The following is a 25,065-nucleotide window of genomic DNA, read 5'->3' on the forward strand; positions in this document are numbered from 1 at the left end:
CGCGCGCTGGGCTACGTGATCAGGCGATAACCGAGGTAGCGCTTGGAATCGATCGGATCGAAGCCAAGCTTCGAGCGAAGCTTCTTGCGCAGCTTGCTGATGTGGCTTTCAACGACGTTCTCCTCGACCTCCTCATCGAAGATTCCGTAAACGGCGTTGAAGATCTGGGTCTTGGTCACCCGGCGCGACGCGTTGCTCGCCAGATATTCGAGGATACGCCGTTCGCGCCGCGGCAGGGGGAAAGGCTCGCCATCGATTTCCGGGTCGCGCCCATCCGCGAAGATCCGCATCGGACCAACGGCGACGAAACTTGCATCCTCATGCTGAGCGCGGCGCCTGATAGCGCTGATGCGCGCCAGGATCTCGCGAACATGCACCGGCTTGCGTACGACATCGTCAACGCCGGATTCGAACAGTCTCAACGTGCATTCCAGCGAATTCTGCTCGGCAAGTGCAATCACTGGTGCATCCGACCGATCACGGATGCGTCGCGCCGGCACCTCCGGAGCGGCGCACTGCCCGAGCAGGAAGGCGCGGACCACTTTCAGTTCTTCGTCCGCCGCCGTCTCCACCCACTCGTCAAACGCGTCGGGTTCGAAGCTCGCCGTAGCGAACCCCTCACGGCTGAACAGTGAATGGAATCCTTCTGTTACGAGCTCACGCTCGTCCACCACCACTATCATCGGTCCGCCCCCGAATCAGTTTGTGTACCAAGAGGTACCCGGTGAATGGATTCGCGCACAAGATATTTTTTACGGCAAATTAATCTTCGTGATATGCAACTTTTATTTGCAGAAAGCTTTTGCCCGAGGGGTCCATTCTCCGAAGCCTGTTGCCACCATATTGGCGATCACGCGGCATAGATAACGCTTGTGCGCGGGAGCATTGTCGGGACCGGCGTGGTATCGCGCCACGGCCATGGCCCAGGTATCGTAATTCTGCTTCAGACGGCTGAGAAAGCGCGCCGCGTAATCGACGTTCTGGCGCGGATCGAGCATGTCCCGAACACTGCGGAAATGGCTGGCGTGGTAATGATAGTTGATCTGCATACAGCCGAGGTCGATGAGCCGTGCGCCGCGTGCGCGCGCTTGCATGAATGCGGAAACCGCCTCTTCCAGGCTTTCGGCGATGACGGCTCGGCCCTCTATGTTGAGGGCATAAGGGCGCATGCTGCCCTTCACGCCGGTCTCGGTAAGCCCCACGGAATAAAGAATTCCAGCCGGTATGCCGTATTTGCGGGCGGCGGCGAGGATTTCCGCCTCGCAGGGATTTGCCGCTGCAAGGCTTGCTGAGAGGAGGAAGCCGGCGAGGCTGCTAAATATAAAGATCGCCCGCCGGGGCGCCATCGCCCGGATCCTCCGTTGCTCTGCCCGCTATGTGCTGCCGGCCACTTTCCTCCCGGCGCGCGCCGGATTGAGGTCTTGCATCCGGCCGCCCTTGGTGCGCGGCCGCATGAAAGCCGTCGGTGCCGCTTCTGATCTCAGGGCCTCCGCCCTGCGGCTGCTGGACAACGATCCGGTCGACATCGAAACCCAGCCCCCGCAGCGCGCGCATCATGCCATCGCCGTCGGCGCTCAGCCTCTTATAGGCCTCTGCGGTCTCGGGCTGGATTTCGACCGAAAGTTGTGTTCCGCTCATCATCATTTTCACGGAGACGGATCCGAGCTCGGCAGGATGGAGCTGAATTTTTATGCCATGCAGGATTTTCCGATTCGATTCGGACGATGACGGGAGGATTTTGACCGCCGCGTTCGCAAGTTCAGGCAACGCATTCAGGTCGGAAATCAGGGCTGAAGTCGTGGTGCTGAGCGCTTGAGCGGGGGCTTGAGCCGGGGAAGACGCCGCCGGCAACGCCGTGCCGGACGCGCGAGGAAGCGGTTCTGCTCGGCTCGTATTCCGTCCCGTCTCCGGTTCAGGTGCGGCGGAGCGTTGGGAAGCGGTCTTCATCGCAGTGATGGCGGTCGGATTGCGGCGCCCGGCATTCGCCTCCCGCTTGTCCCCACCGTCAGTCTCGCCGTGTGGCGGCAAATCCGCATCTGGAACCGGCACAGGCTGCGACATCGCGCGCGGCTCCTTGCTCGCGGCAGGCCTTTCCTCGGCCACGATGGCCGGCATCCGTTCAGCGGCTGCAGGATTCGTGACAGGGCGCGAGCCGGGCGGCTGGGACGGATCCGCTTCAACGGAGGGTTCATGCGGCGGCTGCGGATGGATGGCGGCGGCATCGGCCGGCTGCGCCTCCGGTTCCTCTCCGCCATCCTTTTCATCGAGCTTCGGCAATGCCCGGGACTGCTCCGGCGAGGGTTTCGCCTCTGCCTTGCGCTGAGTGCCGCCTTTTTGGCGGACAAGCTCTACGTCCTTATCCGCCGCATCGGCCTGATCCGTCGCTGGCGCAACCAGGGCGTCGAGCAATGCCAAAAGGCGCGATTCCACCGTGTGCAGACTTTCGAGGTCATGACGTGGCGGTGCGCCGGACGGGTTCCGGCTGATCGTCAACACCTCGGCGAAAGCGCCGGAATGGGGCAGGGGCAGCTTGCCGCCGCGCTTCGGGACTTGTGTCCCAAGCATGAGAGCTTCCGTTGCCTTGGCCGTTTCGGTCATGGCGTTTCCTCCATCAGAAGCGCGTCGACATCGCGAAGCAGCTTCATCCGCTGTGCGACGAAAGCCGCATGCTCGGGCTCCGCGGCCACCTCGTCCGGACTGCTGGCGCGTTGCAGGAGCGTGCGCTCAGGTCGCGACACCACCTGAGAGGCAACCTTCCTGGCGGCCAGAAGCAGGCGCCGGTCGCTTTCTGAAAGGCGCCGGGCGTCGATCTCCTCAAGTACTGCCAACGCCTGCCGGACATCCGGCGAGGCGACGGCTGCGGCATTGGCGTAGAGAACCGCGCGAGGATCCGGCTGCTGCCCGTCTTTGCCGGGCAGTCGCTCCGCAGCGCCCGTGGCGAAGGCGAGCAGCCGCTCGTGCCCCTCGATGGCGCTGGCACGGGCGATGCGAAGATAGATCGTGCGCGCTTGCTCGGGGCTCATCGCCAGCGTTACCTCCTCGACGAGATCGAGGTCGATGGTGTCGCGGAGCGTTATGACGGTGGCGATGAAGGCTTCGGCGAACTGGCTCGCATAGGGCGAGCGCAGAAACCGGCGCACATAGTGTGACGCGGCGCGGGCCGCGCAGTGCGCGTCGTCAAGCTGCGCGCAAACATCGATGGTGCGGCGCAGAGCGGCTTCCTCGATCAGCGTCCCCGGGCTGAGAAGCCGCGCCTGGTCGAAGAGTTCCAGCGCGCGTTTCGGGTTTTCGGGAGCGGCGAGCGAGCCTGCCAGAAGGGCGAAGGGGCCTCCCAGAACCTCACCCAGCTCAAGCGGCTCCACGTCCCGCAGCGCCTTGTTCGCCTCGGGCAGATTGCCGGAAGCATAGTGGATCACGCCTATGCCGAGGCGCGCGTAGAGACCCTGCAGATCGAGCCCGGATATCACCTTTTCGAGCGTTGCGGGATTGCCGCCGCTAGCCCCATAGACGAGCAGCGCCCGCAGATTGCGCGGATCATCGAAATCCTCTGGGGCGGTCTCCTTTAGCCGCTTGTCGATGATGGCGAGGAGCCGGGTCTGCATGGGCAGATCGGCATGATCGCCATCGGCGATTCCGTCCTGAAGGAGCTGGAGGGAGCGGATCATCTGATAGGGCTGCAGCCCGTCTGCCGCGGCCGGGAGGACCGGCCCGCACAAAACGGCCCCAAGCAAGAGCGCACGGGCAAGGCGCCTCATTCCGGCACCTCCAGCAGAATCTCGATGCGCCGGTTCGCGTCCGCCAGCGGCGCGTCAGGCAGCTTCAGGCGGCGGTCGGCAAAGCCCGCCACTTCCTTGATACGCTTTTCGTCAAGACCACCACGCACCAGCATGTACTGTGCCGCATGGGCGCGGGCGGTGGAGAGACGCCAGTTGTCGTAATCGCCGCTCGTGAAGGGGCGCGCGTCGGTATGGCCGTGGATGCGGATATTACCGGGGTGCTCAGCAAGGGTCCGGGCGATCTTCTCCATCGCGAGCACGAGGGCGCGCTCGGGAACCGCCGAGCCTACGGCGAACATGCCCTGGCGGATGTGGTCGGTGACGGAAATCAGCACGCCGTCGTCTCCGGCCGCGACGCTGACGGAGGCGGCAAGCCCCTCGCCTTCCAGCGCCTTCACCAATTCCTCGCGGATTTGAGCGGCGGCTGCTTCGCGCTTAGACGCGGGAGGGGAAGCTTCCGGCTCTGTCTGGTCCTCAGACAACTCCTCTTCGCTTTGGGCGGCAGGATCAGCGGCGCGCCCAGCCGGTGCGCCGACTTCCAGGGCCGCTTCGTCCGAAGGTTGAGCCTGGTCGCGCCCGATCGCGGCCTCATCCTCTACGGCAGGCGCTGCAGTCTCGCCCGGTTCTGCGGCGCGCTTGAACTCTCCCGTCTCGACAGCCTCCCTGTCCGCGCCACTGGGATTTTCCCGAACCTGATCGGGATCGCCCTCCACGCCTATGCCGGGCACGGCAACCTGCTGCGACCAGAAGTCCGGCGCGAAGGGATCGCGATAGGCCTCGCCACCCGAAGCGCCCGAGGAGGGCCCTGCATTCTGCTCTCCGCCCTCGCCCCTGCTCGAAATGTTCTGGTCTCTCCCGGTCTGAGCGGCGATTTCCGCGAGCACCGCGTAAGGGTTGGAGAAGAAGTTCTGGTCGGAATACCGGAACACGCCGGCCAGATCCGGCCCGCCGGGCGATTCGGAAGAGGAGAATTCTTCCGCGCCCGGTGCCTGCAGGTCGTTGCTTTCCTCCAGCGGCTCCATCGTATCGGTGCGCTGCAAGCCGTCACTGATCTCCTCCACGCCCTTGGCGCTGGTGCTGCGATCCATCAGCTTGACGGGATTGAAGTAGCTTGCGAGCGCCACTCTGGTTTCCTCGTTGGCGGCGTTGATCAGCCACATCACCAGGAAGAAGCACATCATCGCCGTCATGAAGTCGGCGAATGCGATCTTCCAGACGCCGCCGTGATGCCCGTCTTCCTCGCCATCGCCGCCGCGGCGCACGATGATGATCTCGGGGCGGCGCTCCTCGCCGGCCACGCTCATTGAAGCACCTCGGAAAGAACCACCGACCATTCGGCCAGTCGCGTTTCGAAGAGACTTTCGTCAATCTCCGCTGCGATATCGAAGCCGGGCGCTTCGGTGAAATCGACCCGGGCCGCGAGGTCGCCAAGCTGCGCCTTGAGGGCTGACCACAAAAGCGCATTGCCGCGCACATGGACGCGCACCGCGCCGTCCTCCTTGAGGATCGCTCGGAGAATGCGCTCGAACTCGGCAACCGCCTGTTTCTGCAGGTCCTCGCTCAGTGCCGCGCCCAGAATGCGGGCGGCAAGGCCGCTGGTCACGGAAACCACCTTCTGCTCCAGCGCCTCGAAACAGGCCTTGACGGCGGCACCTGCTTCATCGCCGAACCGCGCGAGCGCCTCCTGCATCTCTTCCGCGTGTTGCGCCCGCTCGGCAGCCAGCTTCGCCTCGTGTTCCAGGGCCAGGCGCTCGGCCAGGGCCGCCTCCGCCTTGGCAACCGCTTCGGCAACCGCCTCCCGCAGCTTCTCCTCGGGGTCCTTGTCCGCCGCCTTCGACTCCGCCGGGCGGATGCGCGGCATGGAAACGCCGAAATCGGGCAGCGCGTCGGCCAGTGCAAGCCTTGCCATCAGTTCGCGGCCTCCGCTTCAGCGCGCACCCATTTGCGCAGGATCATTGCCGTGCGCTCCTCACTCAAATCGACCATACGGGCGAGGCGGGCATGCGGCCCGGGCCTGAACCGTATCCGGCCTTCCTCTTCTTCCTCTTCTTCGTCATGGACCTCTCCGTCAGCAGCAAGGCGCAGCTGCGCCTGCTCGGCCGATGGGGTGGCGAGCTCCGGCACCTGGGCGCCATCCGCCATGGCTGGCGCCATCAGCATCCTGCCGAGCGGCTTCAGGCCGAACCAGGTGATAAGGAAGGCAACGAGAATGAAGGCGGCCGCGTTGATCAGCGTTCCGGCATGCTGGGCCAGATAATAGGCGGGGCCGGGCGAAACGATTTCCTCCCCGTCCAGCCCTTCGATGAACTCGACGGCCGCGACATTGAGCTTGTCGCCGCGCTGCTCGTCGAGGCCGGCGGCCGAAGCAACGATCGCCTCGATCTCCTCCAGCCGCTCTGAGAGCGCCTGGGGCGAGGTGGAGGGCCCAAGCAGCGAGGCGAGACGGCTCTGGTTCACCACCACCGCGATGGAGAGCCGGGTGACCTGGTAGCCGTTGCTGACGATCGCGATCCGCTTCGTGTTCAGCTCGTAATTGGTGGTTTCCTCGCGGCGCTCGCTCTGTTCGGTCGAGCGCGGCGTCTCGCCCGCCGGCGTCTCTTCCTGGGGAAGGTTCTGCTGCACCGTCGTCGGTGTGGCGGCGGTTTCCTGCGTCGCGCTGTCGGCCGTACGAACGATCTGCACCGAACGTTCAACACGCGAATCGGGATCGTAGATCACCTCCTCGATCTGGCGCGAGTCGGTGTTGACCTCCGCCTTGACGCTGGCGCGGAAATTGTCCGGCCCCAGATAGGGCGCCAGCGCGCGGCGGATATTCTCCTCCACCTGCGCCTCGACGGTCCGCTCCACACCGATGGAGCGCTGGGCGGAATTGTTCGCTAGGTCTTCACCAGCCGCCAGCAGGATGCCGGAAGAATCGAGCACCGTCACCTTCTCCGCCGTAAGGCCCGGCACTGCGGCGGCAACGAGATAGCGGATCGACGCGGCCTTGGCCGCGGCATCGATGCCCGACGTGCGGATCACCACGGAGGCGGAAGGCTCCTGCGCCTCGCGGCGGAAATTGCCGCGCTCGGGCATGACGATGTGAACGCGGGCCGCCTTGATGCCGGCGATGGACTGGAGAGTGCGGGCGATCTCGCCTTCGAGCGCGCGCACGCGCGTCACCTCCTGCATGAAGGTGGTCAGACCCAGGGAGCCCACATTGTCGAACAGCTCGTAGCCCGCGTTCGTGCTGGTGGGCAGGCCCTTTTCGGCCAGCAGCATGCGCGCCTGGGCGGTACGGCCGGCCGGCACGAGCACGGTGGTGCCGTCGGAGGCGACGTCGAAGCTGATGCCGGCCTCGCCGAGCACCAGGCCGATCTGGTTGACGTCCGAGCGTTCGAGCCCAACATAAAGCGTCTCATAGGCCGGGCGGTTGAGGTAGATCGCGCCGGCCACGACGACGGCCATCACCAGCGCCAGAACGCCGCCCATCATGGCCAGGCGCCTCGGTCCCAGGCTTTTCAGGTTTTCGACGACGGTCTGAAGCTGCTCCGGCAAAGCCTCGATACTCCCAGCAGTGAACCCGGGGGTGAGGCTAGCGGGCGAAGCTTGTGCGAAAATGAAATGGGGGCCGCAGAACGCGGCCCCCGCATCGCCAGATCGCTTTTCCGATCAGCGGAAGAGCGACAGGATGTTCTGGGCGTTGGAGTTGGCGATCGACAGCGCCTGGATGCCGAGCTGCTGCTGCGTCTGCAGGGCGGCAAGCCGCGTCGACTCCTCGTTCATGTCGGCATCGACCAGCTGGCCGACGCCGCGGTCGATGGCGTCCATCAGCGCCGAGGTGAACTCCGTCTGAAGGTCGATGCGCGACTTGGCGGCACCGAGCGCCGAGGCGCCGCTGGCAAGGCCGGAAAGCGCGGTCTCGATGCCCGTCAGGGTGTCGTTGAAGTCCGTGTCGTCCAGGCCGGCCGTCGTCACGTCGATGTTCAGCACCGTGAAGGTCGCAGCACCAGCGCCGGTGGTGGTGAACTGGGTGTCGAGGATACCCGTGTTCATGCCGCCCGTGTCGACCAGGCGCACATCGGCCAGCGTGATCTGCAGGCTGCCGGTCGTCACATTGCCCGAGGAGTCACGGTTGTAGGACGAGATCACGCTGAAGGTCGTCGTCGTGGCCGTGGAGTCCGTCGACAGGAGGTTGGTGCCGGCATAGCCGGCATTGGCGATCTCGGAGAGCTGAGCCTGCAGGGCGCCGATTTCCGCCTGGATCTTGGCGCGGTCCTGGGTTCCCGAGCTCTTGGCCAGAAGGACCTTCTCCTTGATCTGGTCGACCACCTCGACGGCCTTGTTCATCGCCGTGTAGGCGGTGTCCACCTTGCCGGCGGCGAGGCCGAGGGCGTCCTGAACGACCGAGTTGGCCTTGTTGTCCGAACGCATGGTGGTCGCGATCGACCAGTAGGCGGCGTTGTCCGACGCCTTGTTCACGCGCATACCGGTGGAGATGCGCTCCTGCGTGGTGGCGAGGTTCTTGTTGATGTTGGCAAGCGTCTGCAGCGCCGTCATCGCGGACGCATTGGTCAGAAGGCTGGACATGGGCTATCCCCCGTCGGTTTGAGATTTTTGGGGACATACCGGGCCGTCCGGTATGGCGGAACGGCATCATGCCAGTGGCCGTATCAGGCTCACTCCGCCATGCTTGCACCGGCAAACATGGCGGCAAGTTCCTACCAAATGGTAACCGCTGGAAAAAGATTCAGGCGAAGGAGCGCACCAGGCTGCCGACGAGCAGGTTCCACCCGTCGATCAGCACGAAGAACAGGATCTTGAAGGGCAGAGAGACCACGGTCGGCGGAAGCATCATCATGCCCATGGACATGGTGATGGTGGCCACGATCAGGTCGATCACCAGGAAGGGGAGAACGACAAGAAAGCCGATCTCGAAACCGCGGCGGATTTCCGAGATCATGAAGGCGGGAATGAGAACGCGCAGATCCGCCTCGCCCGCCTGTGTCGTCTCGCCGCCCCGTTCGGCCGCGAGATCGGCGAAAAGGGCATAGTCTTCATCGCGCACATTGTTCGCCATGAAGGCGCGGAAGGGCTCTGCAATGCGCTCGACCGCCTCCGCCTCGGAAATCTCGTTGTTCATCAGCGGGCGGATACCATCTTCCCAGGCCCGGTCGAATGTCGGCGCCATGACGTAGAAGGTCATGAACAGCGCCAGGCTGACGAGGATGAGATTGGCGGGCGTGGTCGGCAGGCCGATACCGGCGCGCAATATCGAAAAGGCGATGACGAAGCGGGTGAAGCTCGTCACCATGATGAGGATGCCGGGCGCCAGCGAAAGAACCGTCAGCAGCCCGAAAAGCTGGATGATGTATCCGGCCGCGGTGCCGTTCGCCTCGCCCGCCAGGGCCTGAAAATCGAAGCCCTGCGCGCCCGCCGGAACGGCGGCAGCCAGAAGGGCGAGGAGGGTGGCGAAAGTCCGCGTCATTCGTAGATGAACGTCTGGATGAGGATGTCGGTTACGCGGCCATCGCTGCGGATGCGCGCCCGCTCGCGCAGGTCTTCCTTGAGATGCTGGAAGCCACTCGCGCTTTCGATCTGCTTGAGCTTCAAGGCGCGCAGATAGGCGAACAGATCCTGATGAACGGCCCTGGCGAGCGCCGGATCGGCCGGGCCGTCAAAGACGGCGACGAGTTCCACTCGCACCCACACATCCGTGGGATCGGCCAGGTTCGTAGTGATCGCGTCAAGCGCCAGGACGCTCGAATCGGGCTGCTCGGCTTCGTCAGCCGAAGCGGTTTCTTCCGCCTGCCGCGATTCGGGCCTGAAGGAGCGGGGTTCCGGATCGGCTGGCCGCTCCGCTTCGAGCCGGCTGCCCGCAAACCAGCCCATGCCGATGGCAAGCGCCGTTACGGCGAGGAAGGCCGCTGCCTGCGCAATGAGCGACGGGCCTTTTTTCTTTTCTTCCTGTTCGACCAGCGCCATGGCTCACCCGTCAGAACGGCAGCACGGCATCGAGGATCTGTTGGCCGTAGGGCGGTTGCTGCACTTCCGTCAGCCGTCCGCGCCCGCCATAGGAAACCCGCGCCTCGGCAATGCGGTCGTAGGAGATCGTGTTGTTGGGCCCGATGTCCTCGGGCCGCACGATGCCGGCGATGGTGAGGACACGCAGCTCGGCGTTCACCCGCACCTCCTGGGTGCCCGCGATGCGAAGGTTTCCGTTGGGAAGCTTCTCGGTCACGATGGCTGCCATAGTGAGCTTCAGATTCTCCGAACGCTCCGTGGCGCCGAAGCCATTTGCCGAGGTACTGGAGCCTATGGAGCCGTCGGCCGCCGCGGAGCCTCCACTCGAGCCCGCGGTAAACGACCCGGCCAATGCAAGACTTCGGTCGGATTCACGGGAGCGCTGCGATTCGTTGCGGAAACGCGCGCGGTCGTTGATGGTGATCTCGACGGTGAGGATATCGCCGACATCGAGAGCCCGCGGATCGGTGAAAAGGTGGCTCTGCCGGTCTCTCCACAGGGAATATCGCGCGACCGGCGGCGAACTTCTCTTCGGATCGGTATAGGCCGAACCGAGCGTCGGCTGCGCGCCGATGCCGACCGGCGAAAGGGCCGGCGGCTTGCCGATCTCTTCGGTGGCGACACAGCCCGAGACCACAATGGCCGCGAGGACGCCCAAGCCGCGCAGAAGGACCGTCATGATGGATCGCTCGGGCGAGCGGCACTCGCCATGATGGTGGTCAGCGCCCCGGCGGTCTTGCTGTCCATTTCGTTGAGGATCGTGGCAGCGCTGCGCGGATCGAGCTTCATCAGGATCGCGGCGGCAAGCTCCACCCGCACCTCGGCCAGACGCTCGGCCGCAGCATCAGGCCGCATGCCGGAATAGATGTTCACTAGGTCCCGCTCGGCCTGTTCCAGGAAGGAATTGCGCCGGGCGAGCCACTCCTCATATTCGGCACGCTTCTTTTCCAGCGCCTCGATCCGGACGTCGATCTCCTTGCGCAGCTTCTCAAGCTCCGCCTCCTGCAGAAGGTAGCGGCGGTCGCGCGCGGCGTCGACGATGTTAGCGCAGTAGCGCTCCATTTCGTCATTGCTTGCCGTCTCCTCGGCGCGGGCACTGCCCGGCAACATGGATGCGGACAGGAAAATGGCGAGCGCTAGGGAGGCCCGGCTGGGAAGGGAGCGGTATTTCGGATGGCAAGCTCTCATGGACACACCTACTGCAGCACCAGCTCGGCCTGCAGCGCGCCGGCTGACTTGATGCCCTGCAGGATTGCGATGATGCCGTCTGGCTTCACGCCAAGCCTGTTGAGCCCGGAAACCAGCGTCTGAAGGTCCGGCCCGTCGAGCACGGCCACCTTGGCGTCCGGCTGTTCGGCTTCGATCACGGTCGCCGGCTCGATCTCCGTGTGGCCGCGCGAGAACGGCTCGGGCTGGACAACCCGCGGCATCTCGGTGACGCGCACGGTCAGCGCACCGTGGCTGATCGCTACGCGCGAGATGCGCACGTCGTTGCCGATCACGATCGTGCCCGTGCGCTCGTCCACCACCACCCGCGCCGGAACGTCCACATCGACCACGAGGTTTTCCAGCTCGGCATAGAAGCGGGCGGCGGAGATGCCCTTCGGCTTCTTGACGTAGACCGTGCGCGAATCCCGCTCGGAGGCGAGTGCCGCGCCGAAACGCTTCTTCGTATACCTGTTAATGGCATCGGCAATGCGCACGGCGGTCGAGAAGTCGGGATTGCGCAGTTGCAGGGTCAGCATCAGGAGATCGTCGAAGGAGGCCGGGATGTGACGCTCCACAAGGGCGCCGTTCGGCACGCGGCCGGAGGTAGGCACGCCGCGCGTCAGGCTTTCGGCCTGTCCTTCCACCGCGAATCCCGACACGATCACCGGCCCCTGGGCGACAGCATAGATTTCGCCGTCCGGAGCGCTCAGGGGCGTCATGACGAGCGTTCCGCCCGCAAGCGATGTGGCATCGCCAAGGGAGGAAACCGTCACATCGATCCGCGCGCCGGACTGGACGAAGGGAGGCAGGTCCGCCGTGACGATAACGGCGGCGACATTGTTTGCCCGCGCCCGGCCCCCTTCCGTCGCAATGCCGAGATTTTGCAGCATGGCGCGGATGGACTGCTCCGTGAAGGGCGAATTGCGCAGGCTGTCGCCCGTGCCGTTCAGGCCGATCACGAGCCCGTAGCCGATGAGTTGGTTGTCGCGCGCGGCCAGAACTTCCACCACATCCTTGATGCGCGAGGATGCGTCGGCCGGGAGCGCTAGGAGCAGGGCGACAGACACAAGAATGCTGCGCAGCATCATGACGCGCCGATCCTCACAGTCCCGTCACCCATGACGACGCCGGTAATAATGGCGCCGCTGTCGATGTTGCGCAGCCTGATCACCTCGCCGGCAGCGCCCGATTCGAGCGGCACGGCTAGAAGCGAAATCGTGAGGTTCCCGTCGATGAAGGTGACCGTGACCGCCTCGCCCCTCTCCACGAGATAAGGCTCGCGCACGGAGGAGAGCGGCACCAGCCTGCCGGGCAGAAGCGTGCGGCGCGCCACTTTCCCGTCGAGATCCTCCAGCCGGTGTGCGACCGAAGCCATGTCTCTCAGCGGACGGCGAAGGATGACCTCGTCGAGCGCATCGGCTGAGATCGTCTCGCCCGGATAGATCACGCGGACCGGCACGACCGCCGTTTCCTGGGCCAAGGCCAGGGCGGCCGGCAGGGCCAGCACGAGACCCAGAGCGGCCAGCAGGAGGGATCGGCCGGAAAAGCCCGCCTTCATGGCATTACCGGATCGACTGGGTAACGGTGGCCGCCATCTCGTCGGCCGCGCGGATGACCTTGGAGTTCATCTCATAGGCGCGTTGGGCGGAGATGAGCTCGGTAATCTCCTTCACCGGGTCGACATTGGAAGCTTCCAGATAGCCCTGCTCGACCGTAGCGAAGCCCGGATCTCCCGGAACGCCGACATTGGCCGGGCCGGAGGCTTCCGTCTCGCGGAAAAGGTTGTTGCCGAGGGGTGCAAGCCCCGCCTCGTTGGCGAAGGTGGCAAGCGTGAGCTGACCCAGCTCTTCAAGCTCGATCTGCCCATCGATCCGGGCAAAGATCTGGCCGGACTTGTTGACGATGATGTCTACCGCGTTGTCGGGGATGACGATCTCCGGCATCACCGGGAACCCGTCGGCGGTGACGATCTGGCCTTCCGCATTGGTGCTGAAGGCGCCGGCGCGAGTGTAGAGAGGTGTGCCGTCCACCCCCTCGATCTCGAACCAGCCCTTGCCGTTCAAGGCCAGGTCGAGCTTGTTGCCCGTGTGGCTGAGCGAGCCCTGAATGTGGAGGCTGCGCACGGCAACCGTCTTCACGCCAAGGCCGATGTTTACGCCCTCGGGAACAATGTTCTGGTTTGCCCGCTCGGGCACACCCTGCAGGCGCTCGACCTGATAGAGGAGATCGGAGAATTCAGCGCGCGCACGCTTGAAGCCGGTGGTGTTTATGTTGGCGATGTTGTTGGCGATGACCTCCAGATTGAGCTGCTGGGCGGTCATGCCTGTCGCGGCAATGGCCAGGGCCTTCATCGGTCGGTCTCTCCTCAGATCGCCATGCGGCTGATTTCAAGATAGGCGGTGACGATCTTGTCGCGGATCGCGATCGCCGCCTGCAGCGACTGCTCGGCGCTCAACACGGCGTCCACCACCTCGCGCGTATCAGCTTCGCCCTTCAGCCCCTGAAGCGAAACCGCCTCGGCGGTCTCGAGCCGCGTTATGGTGGTGGAGGCCAATCGGGTCACCATCTCGGCAAAGGCTTCGCCCATAGCCGCCTCGGGGCGGCCGGGCTCGGGCAGCAGGCGTTGCGTGCCGGGTATGCGCTGCAGGTCACCGATGCCAGGTATCATCACGAGCTCCGCAACAGATCGATGGTCATGGAAATCATCTCGCGCGCCTGCTTCATGGTCTGCAGGTTCGCCTCATAGCTGCGGCTGGCCTCGCGCATGTCGGCCATCTCGATCAGCATGTTCACGTTCGGCAGCTTTACGTAGCCGAACTCGTCCGCGGCCTCGTGGCCCGGCTCGTACTCGATCCGGAAGTCCGATTGGTCGCGCGCGATAGCCGAAACCCGGACCATGCTGCCGCCCGTGGCGCGGTCAAGCTCGGCGGTGAAGCTGATCGTCTTGCGCCGATAGGGATCACCACCTGGAACGTCGCTTGTCGATTGCGCGTTTGCGAGGTTTTCCGAAACGACGCGCATGCGCTCCGATTGCGCGACCAGCCCGGAACCCGCGACCTTGACGGCGGCGACAAGTGCGTCGGCCATTCTCACCCCCTCGCTGTCATCATCATCATGCGGTGAAACGCCTTGACGATCGCCGTGTTGAGCTCGAAAGCGCGGCGGATTTCACCCGCCTTGCCCAGCTCCTGCTCGAGCATGACGCTGTTGCCGGAGGGCAGTACCGGCGAGCCCTCCTGCTCCTTGACGGCTATGGGCTGCTCCTCGCCCGCGTAGCGGTGCGCGGCGTGCGTGGCCCGCATGGTCACGCTCGTGTCGTTCAGAACGTTCTCGAACGGCTCCACATCGACCGCCCTGTAGCCCGGCGTGTTGATATTGGCGATGTTGCCGGCGACGGCCGCCTGCCGGACCGAAAGCCAGCGCGCCTGCTGCGAGGCCAGATCGAACAGGTTTACAGGTTGCATCGCGGCTCTCCCGGAATTTGCAAGGAAGATAGGCGGCCAGTCTTGCGCGGGCCTTGCGTGCTCTCGGCGCAAAGCGGGATCTTCCGGTCATCGGAGGTCACGAGAACCCAGCTTCCATCCTCTCCGAGCACCACGTCGTCCACGCGGCTTCCGTCGGGCAGCGCGGAGCCGCGCTCGACGATCCAGAATCCGTCCTTATCCTCGATGATGGCGCGCCCGTTGACCGCGTCGATCAGGCGGAAAGGCACCAGATCTCCCGGGAAGGGCTGATGCAGCGGAGCGTCCGTCTCCAGCGGTCCAGGGCTGATGGTGCCGGTCGCCCTGAAGTCGAGGAGGTTCACGTGAGCCCAGTCGGCCGGCGTTAATGCGCCCGCCGCGGACCAGTCTTCAGAACCCGCATCTGCCGCGCCCGAAAAGGTGAGCGGCCTGATGCCGAACTCATCCTGATTGAAGAAGATGTACCACGGAAAGACGGCGCAAAGCGTGGCGAGCGCAATTCCCGCGAGGGCGAAGAACCAGTCGCTTCTGTCGCGTCCCTCCTCTACCAGCCTTACAGGCGCGGCCTTTCGCGGCTCCGCCGGAAGGTCCTCCGGCAGTTCCTCGACAGGGGTGGAGTCGGGAAGCACTAGGCCGGCAAGCCTATCGGCCATGATTTTCCTCCCTGGCCTTCAAATGCGCGGCCAATTCGGCAAAGGCGTCTGCGGCGGGCGGGTCCTTGGGGCTCTGCCGCAAGGCGTCGTAGATGACCGGCACCTGGCGCACCGCCAGATCAAGTTCGGGATCGATGCCCGGCTGAAAACCGCCGAGCAGGCGGATGTCGCGCGTTTCCTCGTAACGGGCGATCATCGCTTTCAAACGCTGGATCACGGCCCGCTTGTCCTCGCCCCATGCGCGGTCCGCCAGACGCGAAATGGAGGCGAGCGGATTGACGGGCGGGTAGCGCCCTTCCTCTGCAATGGCGCGGTCCAGCACCACATGGCCGTCGAGAACCCCGCGCACGCAGTCGGCCACGGGGTCGTTATGATCGTCTCCGTCCACGAGAACGGACAGGATGGCGGTGATGGAGCCGCGCCCGCTCTCGCCCGGGCCCGCCCGCTCCAATAGGCCCGGTATGTCGGTGAAGACGGAGGCCGGGTAGCCACGCGCCACAGGCGGCTCGCCGGCAGCCGTCGCCACTTCGCGGGCGGCATGGGCGAAACGGGTAATGGAATCCACGATGAGGAGGACCTTCTCGTCCCGGTCGCGAAAGCCTTCGGCCACGCGCATGGCGGTGTCAGCAGCCCGGCGGCGCATCATGGCGCTTTCGTCGCTTGTTGCGACCACAGCTACCGTCTTTGCGAGGCCAGCCTCGCCGAGTGTGTCTTCCAGAAATTCGCGCACTTCCCGTCCGCGCTCGCCGATCAGCGCCAGCACCACCGTGTCGAAGGCGTCGGCGCGCGCCAGCATCGCAAGCAGCGTCGATTTGCCGACGCCCGAGCCGGCGAAGATGCCGATGCGCTGACCATGACAGAGTGGGGTGAACAGGTCGATGACGCGCACGCCTGTGGCAAAGGGAGTGGTCACACGCTGACGGCGGAGTGCGGGCGGAGTGCGCGGCCGGTCTTCCGAGGCTTCGGCGGGCGGTCTGATGAGCGGCGGCCCGTCATCGACCGCGCGCCCCAGCGCGTCGATCACCCGCCCGCGCCAGCTTTCATGCGGGACGATGTCGATCACGCCGGCGGCGAATACCGGCTGGCCGAGAGCGATGTCGGCGCCCGCCTCGTAGGGAGCCACAAGCACATCACCGGCGGCGATTCGCACCACCTCTCCGCGCCGCTCCATGCCGCGGCTGCGATAGGAGACGATGTCGCCCAGAAGGACCGCGTGCGAAATGCCGCGCACGCGAAAACTGCTCGGCGTGACTTCCGAGACGCGCCCCCCGCGCCGCACCAGATGGCGCGGGTCACGGAAACGCATATAGGCGGCGGCAAGCGCCTCCAGCGCATTCGCGGCGGGCCGGGCCATCAGCCACCCATCGTCTTGATGGCCTCCTTCTGAGCGTTGTCACTGTCGCGCATCAGGGCGGTGACCTGCTCGAAGGTGCGCTGCACCTGGATAAGGCGCATCATTTCCTCAACGGGATTGACGTTCGATTCCTCGACAAAGCCCTGGACCACGCCGACATCCATCATATCCACTAGGGGCTGCGGTTCGCTGTTCGGTAGGAATCCGGAATTGCCATAGCGGATCGAATCCGGGCCGGGCACGAAGGAGAAGAGACCGATGGCCCCGACGGGCTGTCCGTTCTGCTGGAGCATGCCGTCGGCTCCGACCTCGGGCGGTCCTGCCAGCGGATCGAGCACCAGCGGCGTGCCGCCCGGATCGAGCACCGGATACCCCTGAAGCGTGACGAGTTCGCCTGTCTCGCGCATGGTGAAGCGGCCGTCCCGCGTCATCATAGGCCCAGCCTCGGTCTCGACGGCAAACCAGGCATCGCCCTGCACGGCGAAATCAAAGGGATTACCCGTCTCACGCAGGGCGCCCGCACGTATGTTGTAGCTATCGGCTCCAGGAGAGACGAAGCTGACGGCTTTGGCGGTGAGGCCCGTCAGCACATCGTCGAAGGTGACCTCGCCCGCCTTGTAGCCTACGGTTCCGGCATTGGCCACGTTGTCGGCGAGCGTGTTGAGGCGGCGCTCAAGCGCCACCTGCGAGGAAAGGGCGACGTAATAGCCTGTCTGCACGGCGTCTATTTTCTCAACTGTGCGATAGTCAAAAGTATATCGGTCGAAATGCCGAACTCGGCCGGCGGGCTGACGAGCGCGGCGATGGAGTTGCGCTGGTTGAAGGTGGGGTTCTTGAGCTCCCACATCGTGGTAAAGCGCTTCAGGAATTCGTCCAGCTTCGCTTCGTCGCGAAAATCCTCCAGGTCCAGACGCTCCTCGAACATGGCGACCTGCTTGTCGATGTCCGCCTGGGCGAGAAGATCGGGAAAGCCGAGCGTGGTGCGCACCACCTGCGACAGCGCCGGATCGGCCAGCACCTCGTAGAAGGATTTGAGGCTTCCCGCCTTGCGCTGGAAATAGAGCGCCAGGCGCACGCCCTCGTTCTGTGCGCCGGCATCCTCTTCTAGGGTCTGCCTCAGATATTTCTGAACCGTTCCGGTGGTCGGACCATAGAGGCCCGTGGTCTGCTCGCCGTAGCGGGCGAAGTTGAAGGTCTCGACAAATTCCCGGTAGCGCTTGTCGGTGAGCTTGTTGGCGAAACTGTCGGGATCGTCGATGCCACCCTCCAGCGCCTTGACCATGAACGCCTTCGCATAGGCCATATCCTCCAGCCCATGGGCCTTCATGGCATAGCGGAACAGCCGGTCATCGGCGACGAATTCCTCAATCGAGGTCACCTTGCCGATATTGGCCAGGTAGTATTCCGTCTCGCGCGCCACCATCGGCTGCGCCTCGATGCGGCTGATGGAACGCTCCATATCCCGCACGATGAGCTGGTAGCCTGTGTAAGTGTTGATCACGCCGCTGTCCCCCAGGTCCGGGGCAGACGCTAGCGCGCAAGCCTTGCGCGAGGCTTTTCTTCCCCTGCTTCAAGCCTCACGCAAGCCACAGCCGCTACTTCGGATATGGTTTCAATCATGCGAAGGGCGGAAAGTGGGCATTCTGATCGGATTGGTTGTCACCCTCGGCTGCGTCATCGGCGGCTTCATGGCCATGGGCGGGCATATCGTGGTGCTCTTTCAACCGTGGGAGGCCGTCATCATTTGCGGCGCCGCCTTCGGCACCTTTCTCGTCGCCAATCCCATCGCCACGGTGAAGGACGCCGGCAAGGCCTGCATCGAAGCTTTCACCCACGCCGTGCCCAAGCAGACGGAATATCTCGAAACGCTAGGTGTGCTACACAGCCTGATGCGCGAACTGCGCTCCAAATCGCGCAGCGAGGTGGAGCCGCATATCGACAATCCGTATGAGTCGCCGATCTTCCAAGCCTACCCGACCGTCCTGAAGAACCGGGACCTTACCCATTTCATATGCGACTATTGCCGCATCATCCTGCTCGGCAATGCGCGGCCGTTCGAGATCGAGGCGCTGATGGACGAAGAGATCCAGACCATCCGGCGCGACAAGCTGAAGCCCTATCACGCCCTTCAGGCGGTGGCCGACGGTCTGCCCGCGCTTGGCATCGTGGCCGCGGTGCTCGGCGTGGTGAAGGCCATGGGCGCGCTCAACCAGTCGCCGGAGATTCTCGGCGCCCTGGTGGGTGCGGCCCTGGTTGGCACGTTCCTCGGCATTTTCCTGTCCTATGCGGTGGTGGGGCCGATCGCGGCCAAGATCAAGGTCGTGCGGGACAAGAAGAACCGCCTTTACGTCGTCGTGAAGCAGACCCTGCTTGCCCACATGAACGGCTCGCTGCCGCAAATGGCCCTGGAGTTCGGACGCAAGACCATTTCCGCACATGACCGGCCGTCGATCGACGCGGTCGAGCAGAAGACGCTCGGCATCGGCACGGCGGAAGATCAGAAAAAGGCCGCCTGATGCAGATGACGCAGGACGGCACCGATACCGATCTGATGCGCAGCCGCATCATCGAGCGCCTGGTGGGCGCCACCGGTGATCCGGACCGCGTGAGCGCAGCCGCGCGTTCGACCGGCATCCGTGCCATCGCCAGCGTCCAGGAAATGCTGAAAGACCGGTTCGGGACGACCGTCGACATCGACCTTGCCTCGGTCGAGATCGTGCGGCTTGCCGAGGCAAAGCCGGATATCGCCTCGCTAGACGTGCTTGCCGTTCTGTCCGCGCCGAGAATGCCCGACGCCTTGATTCTACAGCTCGACCCGATGGCGCTGTCGCTCTTGGTGGCTGTCTTCTTCGGCGGCGATCCGGAGCTTCCCTCCGCACCGCTCAACCGGCCGGCTTCGGGATTTGAGCTCGACATTGCGAGCGTCGCCTTTGAAATGTTCGCCCTGGCCATCAACGGGCACGGGCCGCGCGCGCTCGGCCTGCGCATTGGCGGGCTGCAGCCGCTTGCCGGGCCGGTTGCGCTGAAGCGGTTTACGGTGCGCGATGGGCCGGGCGTGCGAATCGATTTTTCGATCGGCACGGGCGAGGCGGCCGGCCGCTTGAGCGCATGGATGCCACAGCGCGTGCTCCTCGAGGGGCGCGGCGGGCCGGAGGCTGCGACGGCACCGTCCGAACCGGAGGAATGGCGCCAGCGCTTCGGCGAGCAGGTGCTGCGCTCGGGCGTCCGGTTGGTCGCGACGGTTCCGTTGATGAAGATGCCGCTGGGCGCCATCGCCGGGCTGCAGCCAGGGCAGGTGATCGAGATGGGCGAGGATGTGCGCGGGCGAGCGCGTCTTTCCGTCCGCGACCGCATTCTTTTCGAATGCGAGCTCGGCAAGCTGGGCCAGCACTACACCGTGCGGGTGAAGCAGGCATTCGATGCCAGGCAGCACGTCGTTGACGGGCTGGTGGCCGATCACGGGAGAGACAAATGAGCAAGGCCAATCCGGTGCGTGACGCTGACGAGATGTTCCGCGAAAGCACGGACGAATTGGGCATGGCCGCCCTGCGGGAAGAAAGCGTCCGGGAAGGCGACCATCACGATCTCGTCATGAGCATTCCCGTAGAGGTGCAGATCGTGCTGGGCAGCGCCGAGATGCCGGTTTCGGAGCTGATGGCGCTGAAACGCGGATCGACCGTTTCGCTCGACAGACGTATCGGCGAGCCTGTCGATATCGTGGTCAATGGTCGGCGTATCGCCACCGGTGAGATCATCATCCTCGAGCATGATCCGAGCCGCTTCGGTGTCCGGCTCACCGGAATCGGTGACGCGGCGAAATGAGCGCGCAAAACGGTCAGTTCTCTCCAGGGCAGCCCGTGAAGCTTACGCAGGCCCAGAAGGCCGCCGCCGTGCTGGTCGCCATGGGCAAGCCCTCGGCTGCGCGGCTCTTGAAGTTCTTCAAGCTGGATGAGCTGAAGATACTGATCGAGGCTGCGCGGCGCCTGCGCACGGTTCCGCAGGCGGAGCTCGAAAAGGTCATCCAGGAGTTCGAGGACGAGTTCACCGAAGGCGTGGGCCTGCTCGATTCGGCGGACCGGATCGACATGCTGCTTTCGGATTCGCTGCCGCCGGAAGAGATAAATCTTCTGATGGGGAAGGAGAACACCCAGGAGATCGACGGCGGAGACGTCTGGCGTGAACTGGAAAAGCTCGAGCCGGCGCGGCTGGCGAAAATTCTCGAGCAGGAGCACCCGCAGACGGTGGCGGCGATCCTGAGCGCGATGGCGCCGCAGGCTGCCTCGCGGGTTGTGGTCACGCTGGACAGGGCACTGCGCGGCGAGGTGATGCGGCGGCTTGCGAGCCTGGGCCAGATTCCTCCGGCCGCGCGCCGTCTCATCGAAAGGCGCATTACGGAAATCCTGCGTACGGAAGCGAAAGGCGGCAGCGACTCGGAGGGGCAGGCCCGCGTTGCCACCTTGCTCAACGAGCTCGACAAGGAGACGGCCAACGAACTCATCCGCGATCTGGAATCGGCCGGAGCGGAGGATGTGGATGCCATTCGCGCACGTCTATTCACATTCGACGACGTCGTTCATCTCTCGCAGAAGGCGCGCGTCACGCTGCTGGACGGCCTTTCTACCGACCTTGTGACGCTCGCTCTGCGCGATGCCTCTCCAGAGGTGAAAGAGGCGGTTCTCTCGGCGCTCGGCACGCGCTCGCGGCGCATGATCGAATCCGAACTCTCCATGCCCGCGGACGGCGTTCCGGCCGACGAAGTGGCTTCCGCGCGGCGCCGCATCGCGGCAACCGCACTCCAGCTGGCCCAGGAGGGAAAGCTGGAACTGCCCTCCACGCGCCAGGCGGCATGATCCGGCATGTCCGAGGCCCCGGACAAGGAAAGCAGAACGGAGGAGGCCACCGAGAAAAAGGTGCGCGACTCCATCGAGAAGGGCCAGCTGCCGTTTTCACGGGAGGTTCCGGTTCTCGCTTCCTTTCTGGCGGTGCTCGCCTTCGTGCTCTTCTTTGCCGAGGACAGCGCCGTGCGTCTTGGTGGATTCCTGTCCATCTTCCTCGAGCGCGCCGACGAGTGGTCGCTTGACACGCAGACGGATGCTATCGCGATCTACCGCCTTGTCTATCTGGAAGTCGCCAAGGTCGCGGGAATCCTGATGCTGCTCCTGATCTCGGCAGGAATTGCCGCGTCCGTGCTGCAGAACACGCCGCGCTTTGTCGCTGAACGGGTCCGGCCCAAGGCCTCCAACATCTCCCTTGCCAGGGGCTGGTCGCGGCTTTTCGGTCCGCGCGGACTTGTCGAATTCGCGAAGTCGCTCGCCAAGCTTTTGGTGGTGGGCGGCTTCATCACTTATGTGTTGCGCTCAGCGGACAGCCGGCTGCTTGACGGCATGACCACGCACCCGTTCGCCTTTGCCGGCGAAATCCGCGAGATCATCGCCGATGTGCTGATCGCCGTCGTGATGGTGATGACCGCGATCGCGGCGGCCGATTTCGTGTGGTCGCGCATCAAGTGGCGGCAGGACCTACGCATGACGCGGCAGGAGATCAAGGACGAGCAGAAGCAGCTCGAAGGCGATCCCATCGTCAAGGCGCGGCTGCGCTCGCTTGCCCGCGACCGGGCGCGCCAGCGCATGATGGCTGCCGTACCGAAGGCCACTCTTGTCATCGCCAATCCGACGCATTATGCGATCGCGATGCGCTACCAACGCGATCGCGATCCAGCGCCGGTCGTCGTGGCGAAGGGCCAGGACCTGATCGCGATCCGCATCCGCGAGATCGCAACGGAGCACGGCGTCCCAGTGTTCGAGGAACCCGCTCTCGCGCGCTCCATGTACCGGCAGGTTTCAGTGGACAGCCTCATTCCGCCCGAATTCTACAAGGCCGTCGCCGAGCTAGTCCGCCGGGTCTATGCCCTGAACGAGGCGAGGAGGAGAATTTCATAGGATGCTTCGGCAACCGCACACGTCGAGCCGCGAAATCATCGTGGCCAATGCCATCCGCGAGGTGGTCAGCGAGCTGAGGCTCGTCGATCCGGCGGACTACATCGCGCTCATCCGGCTAGAAAGCATGGCGAGCCTCTCCGACATCGTCATGTCGGCGGCCGAGCTTTACCTTATGCCCGGCACGCTGAGGTTGGGGCACGGTTCGGAGGCTCACATATCCTGGAACGAACCGCCGCGCATAGTGCTGGACCTCGAACTGCGGCCGAAGGGCGTGCGGGTCTATCTGAAACTCACGCTGAGCGCCGACGAGGCCAGCGTGGAACTCGGCTACGTGGCCTTCGACAAGCCTTCGGACGATCCCGAAGCCAATACGCTCTTCCTGCAACAGGCGCTGGAGAATGCCCGCCTTCGCCGGACGCCGCCCTCGCGCGCGGGATGCGACACGCAGACGGGCTGACGGTAACTGTTCAGCGCTTCGTCGCCGGAGAGCTGCCGGCGATCCCACCTTCGCGCAAGCTTCGCCGCCTATCCTGAGTGAAAGGGGGCGCGAATGGCACTCAGCGAGAGCATCGGCATCGAACAGCGCAAGCACAGCCGCGACATCGGCTTTGCCGTCGGCATTGTCATCATCCTGACGGTCCTGTTCCTGCCGATCCCGGCCTTCCTCATCGATGTGGGGCTTGCCTTCTCGATTGCCTTCTCGGTCCTCATCCTGATGGTCGCGCTGTGGATCCAGCGGCCCTTGGACTTCTCCTCCTTTCCAACGGTCCTGCTCATCGTCACGATGCTGCGGCTGTCGCTCAACATCGCGACAACGCGCATGATTCTCTCGGAAGGGTATGAGGGGGTAAATGCCGCGGGCTACGTCATCGGCGGCTTCTCCCGATTGGTGATGAGCGGCGATTTCGTGATCGGCCTCATCGTCTTCCTCATCCTGATCGTGGTGAACTTCGTCGTCATCACCAAGGGTGCGACCCGCATCGCGGAGGTCGGCGCGCGCTTCACGCTGGACGCCATTCCCGGCAAGCAGATGTCCATCGACGCCGACCTTTCCGCGGGCATCATCGACGAGAAGGAGGCCCAGCGCAGGCGGCGGGAGCTCGAAGAGGAGAGCGCCTTCTTCGGCGCCATGGACGGCGCCTCGAAATTCGTACGCGGTGATGCCATCGCCGGCCTTATAATCACGGCGATCAACATCATCGGCGGGATCGCCATCGGCTATGCGCGCCACGGCATGAGCCTGGCAGAGGCGTCCGATGTCTTCGTGAAGCTTTCGGTCGGCGACGGTCTGGTGACGCAGATTCCAGCGCTGATTGTCTCGCTCGCGGCGGGCCTGCTCGTCTCCAAGGGCGGCACGCGCGGGTCGGCCGATCAGGCCGTCTTCGGCCAGCTGGGCGCCTATCCGCGCGCCCTCTTCGTTGCCGGTATGCTTCTCGGCGTGCTAGGGCTGGTTCCGGGCCTTCCTGCTCTTCCCTTCCTCGCGCTTGCGGGCACGATGGCAGGTCTCAGCTACATTCTTCCGCGCCAGCGGCGCCAGCAGGAGGAAGCCGCCGCCGAGGCGGAGCGCCAAAGGCAGCGCGAGGCAGCGGAAGAGGAACAGGAGTCGGTCAAGGCATCGCTGAAGACCGCCGAGATCGAACTGCTTGTGGGTAAGCAGCTCTCCACGCGGCTCATCGCGTCGCATCGCGAGCTTGCCTTCCGCATGAACAAGATGCGCAAGAAGTTCGCGGCCCAGTACGGCTTCGTGGTGCCGGAGGTGCGGCTGGCGGACGATTTCTCGATACCGCCCAAGAGCTATCGCATCCGCATCCACGGCGCGGTCGTGGCCGAATATCAGCTCCGCGTCGGGGAACTGATGGTGCTGCTCGGAAGCAAGCCGCTGCCGAACCTGCCCGGCGAGGAGGTGAAGGAGCCCGCCTTCGGCATGCGCGCCTATTCCGTCTCCGAAATGTTTGCGGAGGAACTGAAGAACAGCGGCTACGCCTATGCCGACAACATGGCGGTGCTGCTGACGCACCTTTCCGAAGTCATCCGCAACAACCTGCCGCAGCTTCTGTCCTACAAGGACATGAAGGCGCTGATTGACCGGCTCGACCCCGAATACCGCAAGCTGGCCGACGAGATATGCTCCGCGCACATCACCTATCCGGGCCTACAGGCCGTGCTCAAACTTCTTCTGGCCGAGCGCGTGTCGATCCGCAACTTGCACCTGATTCTCGAGGCGATCGCGGAAATCGCGCCGCATATCCGCCGCACTGAGCAGATCGTGGAACATGTGCGCATCCGCATGGCGCAGCAGATCTGCGGCGATCTCGCCGAAGGGGCCGTGCTGAAGGTGCTGAGGCTCGGGAGCCGCTGGGATCTGGCCTTCCACCAGGCCCTGAAGCGCGACGCCAAGGGCGAGGTGCGGGAGTTCGACATCGACCCGCGCCAGCTCGAGGAATTCGGCCAGGAGGCTGCAAAGGTGATCCGCATGCATCTCGATGCAGGCGAGCGTTTCGTACTGGTGACGGCGCCCGAGGCTCGGCCCTATGTGCGCATGATCATCGAGCGCCTCTTCCCCAACCTTCCGGTTCTGAGCCATGTGGAGATCGCCCGGGGGGTGGAGCTCAGCGTGCTCGGATCGATCTCCTGACGGCCATGCCGCCGCACCCGGTCTTCCCATGCAGC

Annotated in this window: 29 protein-coding genes; 7 read left to right on the forward strand and 22 right to left on the reverse strand. The window is 64.5% G+C overall.

Annotation, left to right across the window (positions count from 1 at the left end; all coding sequences use genetic code 11):
* Window positions 1-11: 11 nt before the first annotated feature.
* The 22 genes from NYR54_RS02975 to NYR54_RS03080 form a co-directional block, all read right to left on the reverse strand.
* A complete protein-coding gene (locus tag NYR54_RS02975) occupies window positions 12-683 on the reverse strand; it encodes a response regulator transcription factor (protein WP_261513967.1) in 672 nt (223 codons plus the stop codon).
* A 102-nt stretch (window positions 684-785) separates the two neighbouring features.
* Window positions 786-1,346, reverse strand: a complete 561-nt coding sequence (locus tag NYR54_RS02980) for a transglycosylase SLT domain-containing protein (RefSeq protein WP_261513968.1) — start codon at window positions 1,344-1,346, stop codon at window positions 786-788.
* Window positions 1,315-2,598 carry a flagellar hook-length control protein FliK gene (gene fliK / locus NYR54_RS02985; RefSeq protein ID WP_261513970.1) on the reverse strand — a complete coding sequence of 428 codons (1,284 nt, stop codon included), beginning with the start codon at window positions 2,596-2,598 and terminating at the stop codon, window positions 1,315-1,317. The genes NYR54_RS02980 and fliK overlap by 32 nt, the downstream gene beginning before the upstream one ends.
* Window positions 2,595-3,755, reverse strand: coding sequence for a chemotaxis protein (locus NYR54_RS02990; RefSeq protein WP_261513971.1), 1,161 nt, complete (start codon window positions 3,753-3,755; stop codon window positions 2,595-2,597). Before NYR54_RS02990 ends, fliK begins: the two co-directional genes overlap by 4 nt.
* Complete coding sequence (locus NYR54_RS02995) at window positions 3,752-5,080, reverse strand: MotB family protein (protein ID WP_261513973.1); 1,329 nt, start codon at window positions 5,078-5,080, stop codon at window positions 3,752-3,754. Before NYR54_RS02995 ends, NYR54_RS02990 begins: the two co-directional genes overlap by 4 nt.
* Window positions 5,077-5,685: a hypothetical protein gene (locus NYR54_RS03000; RefSeq protein ID WP_261513974.1), complete on the reverse strand. Its 609-nt coding sequence runs from the start codon at window positions 5,683-5,685 to the stop codon at window positions 5,077-5,079. The genes NYR54_RS02995 and NYR54_RS03000 overlap by 4 nt, the downstream gene beginning before the upstream one ends.
* A complete protein-coding gene (gene fliF / locus NYR54_RS03005) occupies window positions 5,685-7,313 on the reverse strand; it encodes a flagellar basal-body MS-ring/collar protein FliF (RefSeq protein ID WP_261513975.1) in 1,629 nt (542 codons plus the stop codon). The genes NYR54_RS03000 and fliF overlap by 1 nt, the downstream gene beginning before the upstream one ends.
* A 114-nt stretch (window positions 7,314-7,427) precedes the next feature.
* Window positions 7,428-8,345 (reverse strand): flagellin N-terminal helical domain-containing protein, encoded by a 918-nt coding sequence (locus tag NYR54_RS03010; RefSeq protein ID WP_261513976.1) that lies wholly within the window; start codon window positions 8,343-8,345, stop codon window positions 7,428-7,430.
* A gap of 160 nt (window positions 8,346-8,505) precedes the next feature.
* On the reverse strand, window positions 8,506-9,243 hold the full coding sequence (fliP, locus tag NYR54_RS03015; RefSeq protein ID WP_261513977.1) for a flagellar type III secretion system pore protein FliP: 738 nt from the start codon (window positions 9,241-9,243) through the stop codon (window positions 8,506-8,508).
* Window positions 9,240-9,740 carry a flagellar basal body-associated FliL family protein gene (locus tag NYR54_RS03020; protein WP_261513978.1) on the reverse strand — a complete coding sequence of 167 codons (501 nt, stop codon included), beginning with the start codon at window positions 9,738-9,740 and terminating at the stop codon, window positions 9,240-9,242. The genes fliP and NYR54_RS03020 overlap by 4 nt, the downstream gene beginning before the upstream one ends.
* Window positions 9,741-9,750: 10 nt before the next feature.
* On the reverse strand, window positions 9,751-10,458 hold the full coding sequence (flgH, locus tag NYR54_RS03025) for a flagellar basal body L-ring protein FlgH (protein ID WP_261513979.1): 708 nt from the start codon (window positions 10,456-10,458) through the stop codon (window positions 9,751-9,753).
* Window positions 10,455-10,967, reverse strand: coding sequence for a MotE family protein (locus tag NYR54_RS03030; RefSeq protein ID WP_423738552.1), 513 nt, complete (start codon window positions 10,965-10,967; stop codon window positions 10,455-10,457). The genes flgH and NYR54_RS03030 overlap by 4 nt, the downstream gene beginning before the upstream one ends.
* Before the next feature lie 8 nt (window positions 10,968-10,975).
* Window positions 10,976-12,076, reverse strand: coding sequence for a flagellar basal body P-ring protein FlgI (locus NYR54_RS03035; protein WP_261513980.1), 1,101 nt, complete (start codon window positions 12,074-12,076; stop codon window positions 10,976-10,978).
* Window positions 12,073-12,546, reverse strand: coding sequence for a flagellar basal body P-ring formation chaperone FlgA (gene flgA / locus NYR54_RS03040; protein WP_261513981.1), 474 nt, complete (start codon window positions 12,544-12,546; stop codon window positions 12,073-12,075). The genes NYR54_RS03035 and flgA overlap by 4 nt, the downstream gene beginning before the upstream one ends.
* A gap of 4 nt (window positions 12,547-12,550) precedes the next feature.
* Window positions 12,551-13,339 carry a flagellar basal-body rod protein FlgG gene (gene flgG, locus NYR54_RS03045; protein ID WP_261513982.1) on the reverse strand — a complete coding sequence of 263 codons (789 nt, stop codon included), beginning with the start codon at window positions 13,337-13,339 and terminating at the stop codon, window positions 12,551-12,553.
* A 14-nt stretch (window positions 13,340-13,353) separates the two neighbouring features.
* Window positions 13,354-13,656 (reverse strand): flagellar hook-basal body complex protein FliE, encoded by a 303-nt coding sequence (gene fliE / locus NYR54_RS03050; protein ID WP_261513983.1) that lies wholly within the window; start codon window positions 13,654-13,656, stop codon window positions 13,354-13,356.
* The gene (flgC, locus tag NYR54_RS03055) at window positions 13,656-14,075 is read right to left on the reverse strand and encodes a flagellar basal body rod protein FlgC (protein WP_261513984.1); all 420 of its coding nucleotides are present in this window, start codon (window positions 14,073-14,075) and stop codon (window positions 13,656-13,658) included. Before flgC ends, fliE begins: the two co-directional genes overlap by 1 nt.
* A gap of 2 nt (window positions 14,076-14,077) precedes the next feature.
* A complete protein-coding gene (gene flgB / locus NYR54_RS03060) occupies window positions 14,078-14,452 on the reverse strand; it encodes a flagellar basal body rod protein FlgB (RefSeq protein ID WP_261513985.1) in 375 nt (124 codons plus the stop codon).
* Window positions 14,440-15,102 carry a hypothetical protein gene (locus NYR54_RS03065; protein WP_261513986.1) on the reverse strand — a complete coding sequence of 221 codons (663 nt, stop codon included), beginning with the start codon at window positions 15,100-15,102 and terminating at the stop codon, window positions 14,440-14,442. The genes flgB and NYR54_RS03065 overlap by 13 nt, the downstream gene beginning before the upstream one ends.
* Window positions 15,092-16,456 (reverse strand): flagellar protein export ATPase FliI, encoded by a 1,365-nt coding sequence (gene fliI / locus NYR54_RS03070; RefSeq protein ID WP_261513987.1) that lies wholly within the window; start codon window positions 16,454-16,456, stop codon window positions 15,092-15,094. Before fliI ends, NYR54_RS03065 begins: the two co-directional genes overlap by 11 nt.
* Window positions 16,456-17,175 carry a flagellar basal-body rod protein FlgF gene (gene flgF / locus NYR54_RS03075; RefSeq protein ID WP_261513988.1) on the reverse strand — a complete coding sequence of 240 codons (720 nt, stop codon included), beginning with the start codon at window positions 17,173-17,175 and terminating at the stop codon, window positions 16,456-16,458. The genes fliI and flgF overlap by 1 nt, the downstream gene beginning before the upstream one ends.
* Window positions 17,176-17,180: 5 nt before the next feature.
* Complete coding sequence (locus tag NYR54_RS03080; RefSeq protein ID WP_261513989.1) at window positions 17,181-17,957, reverse strand: DUF1217 domain-containing protein; 777 nt, start codon at window positions 17,955-17,957, stop codon at window positions 17,181-17,183.
* A gap of 133 nt (window positions 17,958-18,090) precedes the next feature.
* Between NYR54_RS03080 and motA the strand changes: the two genes are divergently transcribed.
* The 7 genes from motA (at window position 18,091) to flhA (ending at window position 25,030) form a co-directional block, all read left to right on the forward strand.
* Window positions 18,091-18,972 (forward strand): flagellar motor stator protein MotA, encoded by an 882-nt coding sequence (motA, locus tag NYR54_RS03085; RefSeq protein WP_261513990.1) that lies wholly within the window; start codon window positions 18,091-18,093, stop codon window positions 18,970-18,972.
* Window positions 18,972-19,931, forward strand: coding sequence for a FliM/FliN family flagellar motor switch protein (locus NYR54_RS03090; RefSeq protein WP_261513991.1), 960 nt, complete (start codon window positions 18,972-18,974; stop codon window positions 19,929-19,931). The genes motA and NYR54_RS03090 overlap by 1 nt, the downstream gene beginning before the upstream one ends.
* The gene (gene fliN / locus NYR54_RS03095; RefSeq protein WP_261513992.1) at window positions 19,928-20,278 is read left to right on the forward strand and encodes a flagellar motor switch protein FliN; all 351 of its coding nucleotides are present in this window, start codon (window positions 19,928-19,930) and stop codon (window positions 20,276-20,278) included. The genes NYR54_RS03090 and fliN overlap by 4 nt, the downstream gene beginning before the upstream one ends.
* Window positions 20,275-21,306 carry a flagellar motor switch protein FliG gene (locus NYR54_RS03100; RefSeq protein WP_261513993.1) on the forward strand — a complete coding sequence of 344 codons (1,032 nt, stop codon included), beginning with the start codon at window positions 20,275-20,277 and terminating at the stop codon, window positions 21,304-21,306. The genes fliN and NYR54_RS03100 overlap by 4 nt, the downstream gene beginning before the upstream one ends.
* Window positions 21,307-21,312: 6 nt before the next feature.
* Entirely contained in the window at window positions 21,313-22,395 is a 1,083-nt protein-coding gene (gene flhB / locus NYR54_RS03105; protein WP_261513994.1) for a flagellar biosynthesis protein FlhB, read from the forward strand.
* A gap of 1 nt (window position 22,396) precedes the next feature.
* Complete coding sequence (locus tag NYR54_RS03110; RefSeq protein WP_261513995.1) at window positions 22,397-22,852, forward strand: hypothetical protein; 456 nt, start codon at window positions 22,397-22,399, stop codon at window positions 22,850-22,852.
* 93 nt (window positions 22,853-22,945) lie between these two features.
* Window positions 22,946-25,030, forward strand: coding sequence for a flagellar biosynthesis protein FlhA (flhA, locus tag NYR54_RS03115; RefSeq protein WP_261513996.1), 2,085 nt, complete (start codon window positions 22,946-22,948; stop codon window positions 25,028-25,030).
* Window positions 25,031-25,065 lie beyond the last annotated feature (35 nt).

The sequence above is a fragment of the Chelativorans petroleitrophicus genome, from assembly GCF_025398195.1.
GTDB lineage: Bacteria > Pseudomonadota > Alphaproteobacteria > Rhizobiales > Rhizobiaceae > Chelativorans > Chelativorans petroleitrophicus.

Bases quoted from the DNA above. Each gene is read 5' to 3' on its own strand.
- NYR54_RS02975 (WP_261513967.1), bottom strand. From the start codon at position 683: ATGATAGTGGTGGTGGACGAGCGTGAGCTCGTAACAGAAGGATTCCAT.
- NYR54_RS02980 (WP_261513968.1), bottom strand. From the start codon at position 1,346: ATGGCGCCCCGGCGGGCGATCTTTATATTTAGCAGCCTCGCCGGCTTC.
- fliK (WP_261513970.1), bottom strand. From the start codon at position 2,598: ATGACCGAAACGGCCAAGGCAACGGAAGCTCTCATGCTTGGGACACAA.
- NYR54_RS02990 (WP_261513971.1), bottom strand. From the start codon at position 3,755: ATGAGGCGCCTTGCCCGTGCGCTCTTGCTTGGGGCCGTTTTGTGCGGG.
- NYR54_RS02995 (WP_261513973.1), bottom strand. From the start codon at position 5,080: ATGAGCGTGGCCGGCGAGGAGCGCCGCCCCGAGATCATCATCGTGCGC.
- NYR54_RS03000 (WP_261513974.1), bottom strand. From the start codon at position 5,685: ATGGCAAGGCTTGCACTGGCCGACGCGCTGCCCGATTTCGGCGTTTCC.
- NYR54_RS03010 (WP_261513976.1), bottom strand. From the start codon at position 8,345: ATGTCCAGCCTTCTGACCAATGCGTCCGCGATGACGGCGCTGCAGACG.
- fliP (WP_261513977.1), bottom strand. From the start codon at position 9,243: ATGACGCGGACTTTCGCCACCCTCCTCGCCCTTCTGGCTGCCGCCGTT.
- NYR54_RS03020 (WP_261513978.1), bottom strand. From the start codon at position 9,740: ATGGCGCTGGTCGAACAGGAAGAAAAGAAAAAAGGCCCGTCGCTCATT.
- flgH (WP_261513979.1), bottom strand. From the start codon at position 10,458: ATGACGGTCCTTCTGCGCGGCTTGGGCGTCCTCGCGGCCATTGTGGTC.
- NYR54_RS03030 (WP_423738552.1), bottom strand. From the start codon at position 10,967: ATGAGAGCTTGCCATCCGAAATACCGCTCCCTTCCCAGCCGGGCCTCC.
- NYR54_RS03035 (WP_261513980.1), bottom strand. From the start codon at position 12,076: ATGATGCTGCGCAGCATTCTTGTGTCTGTCGCCCTGCTCCTAGCGCTC.
- flgA (WP_261513981.1), bottom strand. From the start codon at position 12,546: ATGAAGGCGGGCTTTTCCGGCCGATCCCTCCTGCTGGCCGCTCTGGGT.
- flgG (WP_261513982.1), bottom strand. From the start codon at position 13,339: ATGAAGGCCCTGGCCATTGCCGCGACAGGCATGACCGCCCAGCAGCTC.
- fliE (WP_261513983.1), bottom strand. From the start codon at position 13,656: ATGATACCTGGCATCGGTGACCTGCAGCGCATACCCGGCACGCAACGC.
- flgC (WP_261513984.1), bottom strand. From the start codon at position 14,075: ATGGCCGACGCACTTGTCGCCGCCGTCAAGGTCGCGGGTTCCGGGCTG.
- flgB (WP_261513985.1), bottom strand. From the start codon at position 14,452: ATGCAACCTGTAAACCTGTTCGATCTGGCCTCGCAGCAGGCGCGCTGG.
- NYR54_RS03065 (WP_261513986.1), bottom strand. From the start codon at position 15,102: ATGGCCGATAGGCTTGCCGGCCTAGTGCTTCCCGACTCCACCCCTGTC.
- fliI (WP_261513987.1), bottom strand. From the start codon at position 16,456: ATGGCCCGGCCCGCCGCGAATGCGCTGGAGGCGCTTGCCGCCGCCTAT.
- NYR54_RS03090 (WP_261513991.1), top strand. From the start codon at position 18,972: ATGCAGATGACGCAGGACGGCACCGATACCGATCTGATGCGCAGCCGC.
- fliN (WP_261513992.1), top strand. From the start codon at position 19,928: ATGAGCAAGGCCAATCCGGTGCGTGACGCTGACGAGATGTTCCGCGAA.
- NYR54_RS03100 (WP_261513993.1), top strand. From the start codon at position 20,275: ATGAGCGCGCAAAACGGTCAGTTCTCTCCAGGGCAGCCCGTGAAGCTT.
- flhB (WP_261513994.1), top strand. From the start codon at position 21,313: ATGTCCGAGGCCCCGGACAAGGAAAGCAGAACGGAGGAGGCCACCGAG.
- NYR54_RS03110 (WP_261513995.1), top strand. From the start codon at position 22,397: ATGCTTCGGCAACCGCACACGTCGAGCCGCGAAATCATCGTGGCCAAT.
- flhA (WP_261513996.1), top strand. From the start codon at position 22,946: ATGGCACTCAGCGAGAGCATCGGCATCGAACAGCGCAAGCACAGCCGC.